This is a genomic window from Martinezella sp. CNPSo 3964 (genome assembly GCF_057784375.1).
The window spans coordinates 121,789-134,128 of sequence record NZ_JBXSOW010000016.1 but is presented as its reverse complement, the minus strand read 5'-3'; the positions used below and the strand labels follow the sequence as shown (position 1 = coordinate 134,128).

At 56.1% G+C, this 12,340-nt stretch carries 8 protein-coding genes and 3 pseudogenes; 4 read left to right on the top strand and 7 right to left on the bottom strand.

The genetic code is table 11. The annotated features are described in order from the left end of the window. Window positions 1-346: 346 nt before the first annotated feature. On the bottom strand, window positions 347-1,291 hold the full coding sequence (locus AC13Q5_RS32275; RefSeq protein ID WP_488504447.1) for a hypothetical protein: 945 nt from the start codon (window positions 1,289-1,291) through the stop codon (window positions 347-349). A 49-nt stretch (window positions 1,292-1,340) separates the two neighbouring features. Next, the gene (locus AC13Q5_RS32270) at window positions 1,341-1,754 is read right to left on the bottom strand and encodes an invasion associated locus B family protein (RefSeq protein ID WP_488504446.1); all 414 of its coding nucleotides are present in this window, start codon (window positions 1,752-1,754) and stop codon (window positions 1,341-1,343) included. 539 nt (window positions 1,755-2,293) lie between these two features. Here AC13Q5_RS32270 and AC13Q5_RS32265 point away from each other — a divergent pair. Together AC13Q5_RS32265 and AC13Q5_RS32260 are read left to right on the top strand one after the other, a co-directional pair. Then, window positions 2,294-2,483 (top strand): annotated as a pseudogene (locus tag AC13Q5_RS32265) (ISL3 family transposase); the annotation flags it as partial. 428 nt (window positions 2,484-2,911) lie between these two features. Next, a pseudogene (locus tag AC13Q5_RS32260) lies at window positions 2,912-3,118 on the top strand (IS110 family transposase); the annotation flags it as partial. Between the two features lie 120 nt (window positions 3,119-3,238). On the opposite strand, the gene AC13Q5_RS32255 reads toward AC13Q5_RS32260, so the two are convergent. The 3 genes from AC13Q5_RS32255 to AC13Q5_RS32245 form a co-directional block, all read right to left on the bottom strand. Beyond that, window positions 3,239-6,352 carry an efflux RND transporter permease subunit gene (locus AC13Q5_RS32255; protein WP_488504445.1) on the bottom strand — a complete coding sequence of 1,038 codons (3,114 nt, stop codon included), beginning with the start codon at window positions 6,350-6,352 and terminating at the stop codon, window positions 3,239-3,241. Then, on the bottom strand, window positions 6,349-7,431 hold the full coding sequence (locus AC13Q5_RS32250; RefSeq protein WP_488504444.1) for an efflux RND transporter periplasmic adaptor subunit: 1,083 nt from the start codon (window positions 7,429-7,431) through the stop codon (window positions 6,349-6,351). The genes AC13Q5_RS32255 and AC13Q5_RS32250 overlap by 4 nt, the downstream gene beginning before the upstream one ends. Window positions 7,432-7,687: 256 nt before the next feature. Further along, window positions 7,688-8,359, bottom strand: coding sequence for a response regulator transcription factor (locus AC13Q5_RS32245; RefSeq protein ID WP_488504443.1), 672 nt, complete (start codon window positions 8,357-8,359; stop codon window positions 7,688-7,690). A gap of 135 nt (window positions 8,360-8,494) precedes the next feature. Between AC13Q5_RS32245 and AC13Q5_RS32240 the strand changes: the two genes are divergently transcribed. Both AC13Q5_RS32240 and AC13Q5_RS32235 read left to right on the top strand, forming a co-directional pair. Next, window positions 8,495-9,178: a response regulator transcription factor gene (locus tag AC13Q5_RS32240; RefSeq protein ID WP_488504442.1), complete on the top strand. Its 684-nt coding sequence runs from the start codon at window positions 8,495-8,497 to the stop codon at window positions 9,176-9,178. Further along, a complete protein-coding gene (locus AC13Q5_RS32235; protein WP_488504441.1) occupies window positions 9,165-10,511 on the top strand; it encodes a sensor histidine kinase in 1,347 nt (448 codons plus the stop codon). The genes AC13Q5_RS32240 and AC13Q5_RS32235 overlap by 14 nt, the downstream gene beginning before the upstream one ends. Before the next feature lie 438 nt (window positions 10,512-10,949). On the opposite strand, the gene AC13Q5_RS32230 is transcribed toward AC13Q5_RS32235, so the two are convergent. Both AC13Q5_RS32230 and AC13Q5_RS32225 read right to left on the bottom strand, forming a co-directional pair. Continuing rightward, window positions 10,950-11,165, bottom strand: a complete 216-nt coding sequence (locus AC13Q5_RS32230; protein WP_488504440.1) for a hypothetical protein — start codon at window positions 11,163-11,165, stop codon at window positions 10,950-10,952. 228 nt (window positions 11,166-11,393) lie between these two features. After that, window positions 11,394-12,326 (bottom strand): annotated as a pseudogene (locus AC13Q5_RS32225) (methyl-accepting chemotaxis protein); the annotation flags it as partial. Window positions 12,327-12,340 lie beyond the last annotated feature (14 nt).

Sequence of the window (12,340 nt, the reverse complement as noted above, 5' to 3'; positions counted from 1 at the left end):
GCTCCCGATGTTTCGAAATCTACCGCTATCAATTACGGGCGGGGGCTGATTGCAATACTTTGTTAACCCCATCGATATAACCGGTTATGCTGCATCGCAAAATTATTTTCGATAGCCGACGCATCTGCGGCAATGCTTTGTTAAGTAAGGCTAAAACAGGAATTTCTCACCAGCCAGCCAAGGTCCGGCAGGTCGTATATTCTCATCGAAAGCGAGCATGATGGCATGTGGCTGCTCGCAAATTCCGTGACGATTGAAGGCACATCCACGCCACCAGATTGTTGCTAACATGACGCCTGCGTCTTTCGCTTTAGGCAGAGATGTGCAACGGCAACGAGGCTACAAACTATCGGGTACCGTTCATCTGATGTCTGTAAGGCGGATGTTGTTCACCCAACCGAGCTCGCGCGCACGCATGATCGAGGATGAGCATCTTACGTGCCTGCAGCCTAGCATATTCTTCAAAGAAGCTCTGCGAAACCCACAGTTCCGAGAACCCCCGTCGTCCGGTCCAACCAATCCCGCCTAACCGTTCAGCGGCGGAGACTTTTCGGCTGGTATGAGCGCGCGATATTCCTGCCGAATGCGCAAGAGACGTCAGCGAGCTGACCGTTGTTACGTGCCTATCCCGCTTGCCAATTGTCGCAGGGTCGACGCCTCCGATCAGATGGTCCAACAACAGACTATCTGAATCGACCCAGTTGAAAATTGTAGAAGGCGATCCGGGTGCTCGCGCGGTTCGCTGACACAGCAAGGCGCAAGCCACGTCGAATTGAATGAGGGCAAGTCTTTGAACCGGATCGGCGAGCAGCCATTTCGTCCGGTCGCCTCCATCGATGACGTCCATGGCCTCGAAATGCGTCCGATACCAGGCTATCAATAGCGACAGCATGACGGGCGATGGCACCGCTTCCTCGAGCCTTATGTCTGCGAGCCCCAGAAGGGGCGTCAAAGCGCCACGCTCGATCGCATAATAAAACAAGCTTACCGCCGTGTTGCGGCTGCAGATATTCTGCCTGACGGCGAGCCTTCCGAAGATACCGCGCGTCAGCCTGCCGTGGCTGGAACCCGCGCCGAGGAAATAATGTGCAAGCATTGCATGGCACAAAAGCCATAGGTGCTGGCTTGCAAATAGGGAAGCGACCGGCGTGCAAGATTCGTAGCAAGCGACAAATTCCTGAGACATTCTTATGACTGTCTGCGGGAAGATCTCAGCTGACATGTAATCGACGATGTCGCGTTGCCGTCGACTGTCGTGCGGCGGATAAAACAAGCCGAAGGCTGAACACATGCAGAGACTACACAATCGAAAACCTCATTAGAAGGTGTATCTCCCGCGATCAGCCAAAATGTTTGCCGATCGAGCCCGCACGGGTCAGTGCAGTCGCCAACCCATTGAGCGGTATCGCAAAATTGACCTCCCCGCCCGCCTCTGCCTTGGCGGTAATGTGCAGGCAGCGGCTCGAAGCCAGTTTCGCAACGGTTGCCTCGTCGAGATCGAGATCGACAAGGCAACCCTTGAATTGCGCGAGAAGCCGCCGACGTAGACCCGGCGCACTTTCTTCAAACTGCAGCATGACGCCCTGCGTGCGAGACAAACCAGCGGGCAACAGCAGCGTACCCACAATTCGGCCTCGTATCGGTCGCAATTCGATTACGAGAAGGCGTTTGCGTGTTTTCTCATCAAACTGGACCTGCGATATTGCGCAGGGCGCGTCGAAATATGGAACTCCCGATGGTGTTGTGGTCGACAAGGTCCACTCGCCGTAAACCTCGCGCCACCGGGTTGCGTCGGAATCTCTTCGAAATGGGGAAGCAATCACGTAGGTTATCTTACATCATCAGTTCGCCGATACGGGCAAGCGCCGCAGATTGGCTTTTAAAGGAAATGGTGAAGGTGTCGAATTATTCTTTGAGAGGCAGGTAACGATCCAGTCCTGGCAAGTCTCGATAAGCAATCCCGCATCACCCGTAATATCCTGAGGCAAGGCGTTCAATAGGGTAAACGTCTTTCATGTTATAAATTCCTTCGTTACTGAAAATTTGACACACACTTGCACCGCGAGCACGTCGCATATGCGACCCAAAATTGCCATGGATGCTAAACATATTCCGGTAAACTGTCTCCGTCCATTTCTGATCCGATTGATACCAGGGAACTCCCTTACTTTGGGAAGCTTGAAGGTTGAGGTCAGGATCGGTCGCTGCGCGTTGGTGCAAAAGGACGGCGATTTCGCCAGGAAGCACTTCGATCCCGGCTCCGAGCTGGTGCCGCTTTCATTTCATCAGTGAAGGCATATCCATCAAAGAGATCGTGCGCAGAACCGGACATAGTCGAAAGCTGGTGCGCAACGTCGTTCGTGGACAGCGGACCGACATCTTTCGGGTCCGGCAAACCTCTCTAGAGCCACATCCCGCCTTGGCTTGAAGCGAAATGGGATACCGGATTGCGAAACCGCGCTGAACTGTGGTGGCAACTCCGCTTGTCAGTGCACGCATGCTGCCACGCGAGCCTACTGGATATCCACTTTCGAGCCAGGCTTGGACGGGCGCTATCACCGATAAGAAGGCGCAAAGCAATCGTCTCGCGCTTGAATGAGGCGCCACCTTTTAAAGATCACAACCTATATCAACAAAATCGATCCATAATGATGTGAAAGGATCCGAACCGGCGACCCAATTTGTTGCAAAGAGCTATCCGTTTGAATTTTCCCAATAACGGCCGCCGGGCGACCAACTGTATTCGGTTGCATAATGGCTGTAGGAGCATTTTTGGCCGCCATGATGTTGGCGAACACCATCGCTTCACAATCGGCATCTGGAATAATTCTTGCTGGGCTCCACCGGCTTCTCATCGATGCTTAATCTGCAAACGTTACAATGCGCTGTCGCTCAACTAAAGGAGTATATTTTGAAGCAGACAGTTATCGTTGGTCTGGATCTGGCCAAAAACGTATTTCAAGTGCATGGCGCTGACAGCGCCGGCAGAAAGACATTCGGCAAGAAGCTCCGTCGCGAAGAGGTAAAGAGCTTCTTTGAGGATCTTCCACCTTGTACCGTGGCTATGGAGGCAGGAAGCACGTGCCATTTTTGGGCGCGAGAGATTGGCGCGCACGGATGCTCTCTCCTCTAAGTGACGTTCTGGCGAACATCACTCTGGCACATTGCGATGCCGTCGGGAGGGGGCATCCACTCCATCAGTTCTCGGTGGAAATCAACATGAGCTGCTTCCACCGGGTTAGTCCGGCATTACCGTGAGCGCGAGCCGATTACCCGCCCGCAGATGCGATGGCTCCCTCACCGCCCTGCCCCGCAAGCCGTCGAATGCGAGATAGATGACCGGTGTGGTGAACAACGTCAGCGCCTGAGAGACAATCAGCCCGCCGACGATCGCAATGCCGAGAGGAACACGCAATTCGGATCCTGGACCAGTTCCCAAAGCCAGAGGAACGGCGCCGAACAAGGCGGAAAGCGTTGTCATCATAATGGGCCGAAACCGCAACATGCAGGCCTGGCGAATGGCATCATATGGCGACAGATGCTGCGTGCGTTCTGCATCGAGCGCGAAGTCGATCATCATAATCGCGTTCTTTTTGACGATGCCGATCAACAGGATGATCCCGATCATCCCCATGATGGACAGATCCAAATTAGCAAGCTTCAGCGCCAGCAGTGCGCCGAGACCAGCTGACGGAAGCGTGGAAATGATCGTGAGCGGATGTATGGCGCTCTCGTAAAGAACGCCCAGCACGATGTAGACAGCGACAACCGCGGCCAAGATAAGCCGCGGCTGGCTTCGCAACGAATCCTGAAAGGCCTGTGCAGTTCCCTGGAACGTGCCGATCACCGTCGCCGGCATGCCCGCACTCGTCTCGGCCGCCTTGATAGCGGTGACCGCGTCGCTAAGCGCACTGCCCGGCCTCAGATTGAAAGAAATCGTCGTTGCCGGCATGGATCCCTGATGATTGATGGATACCGGCAGCACGCCGGTCCTCAATGATCCGAGCATGCTCAGCGGAACAAGCTTTCCAGAGATCGTCGACTTCACATAGAGATGCGACAGAGCCTCAGGCGACAACGCAAACTGTGGCGCAAGTTCCATCACGACGTGATATTGGCTGACTTGCGTATACATTGTAGCTATCTGTCGCTGCCCGAAAGCGTCATAGAGCGTTTGATCGATCTGAGACACGCTCACACCCAACCTGGATGCCGTGGAGCGATCTATATCGAGCTTGAGGCTCGTCGCTGCCTTCTGCTTGTCGGAAATCACATCCTGGATCTCAGGAAGACCTTTCAGAGCCTTGGTCATAGACGCTGCCCATTTGTCGAGCTCCGCCGTGTCAGGGTCTTGAAGCGTATATTGATACTGCGAAGCTGAAGAGCGTCCACCGATCTGGACGTCCTGGCGAACTTGCAGGCCGACCGTCAGACCCTCCAGACCGGCTGTAGCGGTTCGCAGACGGGCGAGCACTTCTGGCGCTGGGCTTCGCGTGCCGATCGGTTTCAGGTTGACCTGAAGCTGACCGACGCTGGCCGACGGACTGGGATTGATCCAATAAGCGACGTTGTCGACAGCCGAATCGACCATGACAATATGGGCAAGCTCCTGCATCTTGGCCGACATATCTGCAAAAGATATGTCCGTTGCCGCTTGCGCCTGCCCTTGGATCCAGCCTGTATCCTGCTGCGGAATAAAGCCCTTCTGTATGGAAACGTAGAGCCAGCCCGTCACCGCCATCGTGGCGACCGCAACGACCAGAATGGCGATACGGTTGCGAAGGACGACATCGAGTGCTCGTCCATATCCCGTCGCACATTTCTCAAAAAATGCCTCCGACCAACGGAAGAGCAGCCCGTGCGGCCGCCCGTGATCATGCTTGATCAACCAGGCACACATCATCGGGGTAACCGTTAGCGATACCAGTCCCGATATCATGATTGCCACGCTGATCGTGATCGCGAACTCACGGAAAAGGCGCCCGACAATCCCGTCCATCAAAAGGATCGGAATGAAAACGGCAACAAGCGAGACGGTCATCGACACGATGGTGAAGCCCACCTCCTGTGATCCTTGAAGAGCTGCTTCGAAGGTGGATTTTCCCTCTTCGACATGGCGCATCACATTCTCGATGACGACGATCGCGTCGTCGACGACAAAGCCGACCGCGATGGTCAATCCCATCAGCGAGAGATTGTCGAGACTATAGCCGGCAAGATACATGATGGCGAAGGTGCCGATCAGAGACAGCGGAATGGTCGCCGCCGGAATGACTGTCGCCCAGAGATTCCGTAGAAAGCCGAAGATCACCAACACGACGAGGCCGATGGTAATCAAGATCGTAACCTTGACGTCGTTGACCGAAGATCGAATCATCCCCGACCGATCAGCCACAACCGACAGCTTGATGCCGGCAGGCAGCCCGGCCTCCATTTGCGGCAACTTGGCCTTGATGCCCTCAATGGTGTCGAGCACATTGGAACCGGCCATTTTGTGGACATCCAGCATGACCGATCGCGTGTCCTGCAGCCATGCTGCCTGATTGACATCCTCGGGAGCAGACTCCACGGTCCCCAGATCCGCCGCTCGAATGGGCGAACCGTTCTTATAGGCGACAACCATCTCACGAAAGGCCGGGACGTCCATGATCTGGTCGGTCGCATCGAGAACGGTGGTCCGTCCGTTGCCAGCAAGCTGCCCCTTGGGCTGATTGACTGTCTGTACGCCGACCGCGCTTCGGATGTCTTCCAGCGTCAACCCGCGCGCCGCAACCTTGTCTGGATCAAGCCGGATCCGGATCGCCGGTCGCTGAGGGCCGTGATAGTCCACCAGCCCCACACCATTCATTTGCGACACCTGCTGTGCGATGATGTCTTCCGCGTAATGATCGAGTTCAGTCGTCGGGATGCGGTCGGATGTAAGCGCCAATGTAAGGATCGTCGCTTCCGCCGGATTGCTCTTATGGAAGTCGGGAGCGGCGGGCAGATCCTTTGGCAATTGACCACTGGCGGCGCTGATTGCGGCCTGGACGTCCTGCGCCGCGGCATTGATGTCCCTGCTAAGGTCAAATTGCATCGTAATCGAGGTTCGCCCAGACGAACTCGTCGACGTCATTTGCGACACGCCCGAGATCGTCGACAGCTGGTTTTCGAGTGGTGTCGCGACCGATATCGCCATGGTCTCGGCGCTAGCGCCCGGAAGAGAGCTCGAAATCTGGATTGTAGGAAAATCGACCTGCGGCAGGGAGGCGATTGGCAGCAATCCATAAGCGATGGAGCCGACAATCAGAAGCCCGGCGGCCAGTAAGCAAGTTCCGACCCTGCGCTGGATAAAGACCTGAGAAAGGTTCATTGCACCGCATCCTCGCCAGCCGCCGCCAGCTTTTTGCTATCGGAGCCTTTTGTGGAGACAACGGTTCCGTCGGCGAGCCGGGATTGACCCGAAGTGACGACGGTCTCGCCGATGGAGATCCCCTGTGTGACTGTGGTGAACCCCAAATAGGCATTTCCAGTAGTCACGGAGGCCGTGGAAACCTTATTGCCCGGCTTTACGATGAAGACATATGGTCCCGTCTGTCCGTTTTGGATCGCGGACGATGGCACGACAGTCGAATCTGGATCAGTGCGCAACGTTATGTTTGCAGTTACCAGCTCTCCAGGCCAAAGCGCAAGTTCGTCATTTGCAAACACGGCCTTCAGCTTCACCATGCCGGTTGAAGAGTCGACTTGGCTGTCTATCGCACTCAGTTTTCCATCAGCGAGATGTCTGGCGCCTTCACGGCTGTATGCCGAGACGTTCAGCTGACCCTTCGCCTGACCGGCAATCAGGTCGGGAAGATCATCCTGCGTCAGCGTGAATTCAACCGCAATGGGGCGCATCTGCGTGACGGTCACGACGCCGGTCGCATCGGCCGCGCGGACGATACCGCCTTCCTGCTGCTGACGCAGCCCCACCCTGCCGCTGATCGGAGCGGTGACGGTTGCAAATTCCAAATTGAGTTTCGCGGTATCGAGCACCGCCTTTCCCGCCGCCGCCGTAGCGTCCATGACTTTGACTTGGGCGGCCGCAGTCTGAGCCGCCTGGGTCGTACCGCTGCCTGTGGTCGTGAGCTTCTGCGCTCTTGCCTCATCGATCCTGGCCTGCTCCAGCTGGGCGAGCTCCTTATTATAGTCTGCCTGAGCCTGCGCTACGGCCGCCACATAAGGACGAGGATCGATCGTCGCAAGAATGTCTCCGGCTTTGACATCCTGCCCTTCGGAGAAGGCTATATGCTGAAGCTGGCCATCGACGCGGACCTTTACGTCCACCGCAGTCAAGGGAGAGACGATGCCGAGCCCGCTGCGCACGACAGGCAGATCTCTTTTTGCGGCAGTGGCAGTCTGCACCGGCACCGGAGCGCGTTCGGGTGTTGGTGCTCTGGTTTTGCTCAAACCAGGCTCAGGCCGATCAACGAGATATGTTGCAACGGATCCGGCCAACGCCAGAGCGCATATGCCCAGAATATAAAACGATCTACCTGAGCTGTTTGACCCTGAAGGGGATCGATTCACGACAATACTCCATCAAGCGCTTGGGTTTGCACGGAAACACAAAGCTCGCCGCGCATTGCCTGGAATTTGACGGATCGCAGGTGGCTACCAATTCGCGCCAGGATGAAAAATTTTTTATGTTTCGCCGATGGTGGGGCTATCGCTTGATGAGATATCCGGCGCCAGGAACCGTGGTGATCATACTTGTCGTTGCGCCCATATCAATCTTCTTGCGCAGGCGGTGGACATGCATGTCGACAATATTGCCACGAGGGTCGAATGCATAGTCCCAGGCGGCCTCAAGCAACATGGAGCGGGTTACGACGGAGCCGGCATTGCGCATAAGAGTTTGCAGGAGCAGGAACTCCCTGAACTGCAAATCGATGATGCGTTCGTTCCTGCGCGCGATCCGCCTGCGAATGTCGAGCGACAGGTCGCCGACGACCAGGGTGTTCTCATGTCCGTCGCTTACGAAGTGCTTTGTAATCGCCGCGATACGGGCGAGAAGCTCCGAAAAGAAGAAGGGTTTGGCCAAATAGTCATCGCAGCCGGCGCGCAATCCCTCTACGCGATCTGAGGAGCTGGCCAGCGCACTGACCATAATCACAGGCACATTGACGTTCATCTTGCGAAGGCGCTTTACGAGCTCGATACCGTCAAGCTTGGGAAGCAAGCGATCGACGACGAGACAATCGTAGATCAACTCCATCGCGAGCGCGAGGCCTAGTTCACCTTCGCTTGCAACATCAACGACATGCCCGGATTCGCAAAGCCCGCGCTTCAGATAGGTCGCACTTCGGTCATCATCTTCAACTACCAGCAGGCGCATTCAGTCCTCGTCGAAGACACCACGTCATTCCATGCGTTCGCGAAGATGAATTTGATTTCATGTTCAGGCGAACGAACATTCAACATTGATTATCTAGATAATACGCGGAATCTAGTCAGCGTTCTTGGAGGAAATATGTCGAAGATACTCGTGGTCGAGGACGACCTGGGCACGGCATCAGAAATCGAGGCGGCACTCGTGGATCACGGCTGCATCGTCACCCAATCGCTCGACGGCCGAGACGGACTGGTTAAGGCGATTTCGGGAACATTCGACGCTATCGTTCTGGACCGCATGTTGCCCGGCGCGCTCGACGGGCTTGGTATGTTGGCGGCTTTGCGCGCGGCCTCTGTGGAGACGCCCGTTCTAATTTTGAGCGCTCTCTCAGCGGTTGACGAGAGGGTCCGCGGCCTGAAGGCAGGCGGCGATGACTATTTGACAAAACCGTTCGAAGCGCTTGAATTGACGGCGCGACTGGATGTGCTTATGCGCCGGCGCACGAGCGCCACGCAAGAAACGGTCTTGCGGGTGGGCGATCTCGAAATCAATCTGCTGACGCATACCGCAAGCCGAGCCGGCAGCGCTATCGATCTTCTACCACGGGAATATCAGTTGCTTGAGTATCTGGTCCGACATTCCGGCCAAATCGTCACCCGCACGATGATGTTCGAAGAGGTATGGCACTATCGCTACGGTGAGGCGACGAATGTCATCGATGTCCATATCAGCAAACTTCGCAAGAAGCTGGATCTGCCCGGCCTTACACCGCTGATCCGAACGCTTCGTGGCTCAGGTTATGTTCTCGATGCGGCCAATTGAACTCTTTAGGACAAGTGGTTTCCGATTGGCGCTTGCCTTCCTGCTTGTGTTCGGCACCGCTGCTAGCGCACTATTTCTGTTTGTCGACTGGCAGATGCAGGGCTTTCTCGACCAGAGAAGCGACGAATGGCTCACACGCGAGATGCAATCGCTGCAAAACCTGCCCGCAGACGCGATCGTTTCGCGCCTGTCACTCCGCAGCAAGGACCAGACGAACACAGAGCGTCCATTTTCACTCTTCGACCAGAACGGCAAGCTCATCGCGGGTGCCCCTCTCGCCTATCCGCAACAAGCTGTCTTTGACATTCCCTTCGATTTCGCCGACCACAGCGCCGCAAAGAAAGACCATTACAGAGGATTGTTGCATCGCCGTGCTGACGGCACCGCCATCCTCGTCGCCCAAAGCTTGCATGAGCAACGCGAGTTCCGGGAGCGTCTCGAAAACGCGACGCTGTTCGCGTCGCTGACGACTGCGCTACTCGGGCTTGCAGGCGCCATCGCCATCGGCTTCGGCGCGGTTCGCAGGCTAGACGCAATGTCCGATGCCGCCGCGCAAATCATGAAGGGCGACCTCAAACAGCGGCTGCCGACGGGCCGTGCCGGAGGCGACATCGATCGTCTCGCCAATGTCGTCAACGAAATGCTCGACGAGATCGAGCGTTTGATGCAGGAGGTGAAGGGCGTTTGCGACAACATCGCCCACGACATGCGCACTCCGCTCACACGCCTCCTGGGTAGTCTTGAACGCGCACGCCGGCGCGCCACCAGCGTCGACGAATATCACGGCTATGTCGATGAAGCGCTTGAGGAGATTCGTGGTATTCTCAAGACGTTCGGTGCGCTTCTGCGCATCTCTGAGGTGGAAGATGGCCTGAGAAGGTCGGGCTTCGTCGAAATCGATCTGAAAGCGATCGCGCGCGATGCCGTCGACTTCTTCGAGCCCGCGGCCGAAGAATGCGGTGTCATCCTCGCATATGCCTCCAGCACCGACGAGCCTGCTGTCATCCCAGGCGACCCCAGCCTGATCTTCGAAGCGATTGCCAACCTGATCGATAATGCGATCAAGTTCACGCCAAGGGGCGGGCGTGCAATCGTCCGCGTTGAAGGAGACGGGCATGTTGCAACAGTCATTGTCGAGGATACAGGCATAGGGATCCGCGCGGAAGACGCCGACGCCGTCCTCCGCCGCTTCTACAGGGCTGAAAAAAGCCGGCATGCCCCTGGTAACGGACTGGGGCTGAGTCTCGTTTCGGCAATTGCGAGGCTTCACGGCATGCGTCTTGAAATCACAACACCAAATATTGGCACCTGCGTTCGTCTGGCAATTGATTAAAGCAGCTCTCCCACAAGTGGCCAGAAATCTTAAACGGCCCCCTCCGTGGATCCACTCGCCGACTGAGTGGCACCACCCATGTCGATCATAGGTAATAATCCGTCTCGCTAGCGGGTAGCCGATGTTGTTGTTTCAGTTGGGTCACAAGCCCACCGGTGCCTCACTATGATCTTTGAGCTAGCGCGCGCCGGGGGTGGCCGCATTCATACGCTATCCGACCTTTTCGACGACATGCCCGACCAAAATCGAACGGAAGACCGTCGAAATCTTCGTCCGCGTTCGCCCTTTTAACACCCTTTTGCATATCCGGCAGCTGAATGAAGCGCTCTTGACTCGTCTTCAAATCAGAACAAATTGCCGGAGCGAACGCCGGTCCTGCAGTTCCTCATCAACTGGCCGCAGGGACACCCCCCAATTGTAGGGGAGATATATTGGGAATCAGCCGTTTTCACCAATTGCCGCGATCGGGGGATATCCATTTTTCAGAACGTGCAGTCGAGCATTAAGCGCTTCCAGATAGTTGGCAATGCGAGAGACGTTGTCGCGTTGCAGTTCTAGTGCCACCTTTGCAGTGTCATCAATCGCCTCTTGAGAGAGGTTCGTGGCATTGGTGGGCTCTTGGTTACGGACGGGAAATATGGTTGGCCTAACCATGGGATATATCCTTGGACTTTCAAAACTTTATCGATAGGCTACCTCGCCGTTGCCAACCGGGAGAACGGTTCCCTCGAAGACTTTGGCGGATAATATGACATTCACCATGCCTTCAATCGTGGCACGGAATTTTGAACTGAACTGTTCTTATTTTGACCTCAGCCTACGAAATACAATGACCAATCCGAGGAACCTTTGTGGTTCCACGGATTCGCCATGGCTAGGAAATCATCCGACCCGCCTGCGGGCCGCTAATGCAACCGAGCGGTGGTCGCGACTTTGCGGCACTGGCGCTCTCGTGGCAGCTGAAGCCTCGCGAAACGAGTTGCCTTGGGGCAACTGACGGCCGGAGTCACCAAGGTTGAACTGGGCAATAAGTTCCTTCAGACGGCTAGCCTCAGTCGCCAGAGTGGCACCAGCAGCATTGGTTTCCTCAACCATGGCAGCATTTTGCTGCGTCACCTGATCCATTTGATTGACGGCTGTGTTCACTTCCGCCAAGCCAACCGATTGCTCACGCGCCGATGTCGCGATGGCATCCATGTGCCGGTTGATGGTGATAACGTCCTGCTCGATGGCGTTGAGCACCTCGCCCGTATCACGCACAAGCTTGACGCCGCTTTCAACCTCGGTTGTCGAATTGCGGATGAGGCCCTTGATTTCCTTGGCCGCCTGCGCCGATCGTTGCGCCAGTTCACGAACTTCCTGGGCCACCACCGCGAAGCCTTTTCCGGCTTCACCGGCGCGGGCCGCCTCGACGCCCGCGTTCAGGGCCAGCAAATTGGTTTGAAACGCGATCTCGTCGATAACGCCAATAATGTTGGAAATCTGGCTGGACGATTGCTCGATACGACTCATGGCCTCGACCGCATTGGCAACAACCTGGCCTGATCGTGCAGCACTTTCATTTGCCTGCACCGCTACGACACGAGCCTCGTCGGCGCGTTTGGAGGAATTTGATACGTTGACCGTGATCTCATCGAGCGCTGCTGCGGTTTCCTCAAGCGATGCTGCCTGCTGCTCAGTCCGCCTTGAAAGGTCATCGGCACTTTGACTCACTTCACGTGAGCCGCTGTCAATCGAGGCCGTTGACTGGGCAACAGCGTAAAGGGTCTCGCGAAGCTGAAGCACGGCCGCATTAAGGTCACGCCGCAAGGCCTCTGGATGATCGGGCA

Bases quoted from the DNA above. Each gene is read 5' to 3' on its own strand.
- AC13Q5_RS32235 (WP_488504441.1), top strand. From the start codon at position 9,165: ATGCGGCCAATTGAACTCTTTAGGACAAGTGGTTTCCGATTGGCGCTT.
- AC13Q5_RS32245 (WP_488504443.1), bottom strand. From the start codon at position 8,359: ATGCGCCTGCTGGTAGTTGAAGATGATGACCGAAGTGCGACCTATCTG.
- AC13Q5_RS32275 (WP_488504447.1), bottom strand. From the start codon at position 1,291: ATGTGTTCAGCCTTCGGCTTGTTTTATCCGCCGCACGACAGTCGACGG.
- AC13Q5_RS32255 (WP_488504445.1), bottom strand. From the start codon at position 6,352: ATGAACCTTTCTCAGGTCTTTATCCAGCGCAGGGTCGGAACTTGCTTA.
- AC13Q5_RS32230 (WP_488504440.1), bottom strand. From the start codon at position 11,165: ATGGTTAGGCCAACCATATTTCCCGTCCGTAACCAAGAGCCCACCAAT.
- AC13Q5_RS32240 (WP_488504442.1), top strand. From the start codon at position 8,495: ATGTCGAAGATACTCGTGGTCGAGGACGACCTGGGCACGGCATCAGAA.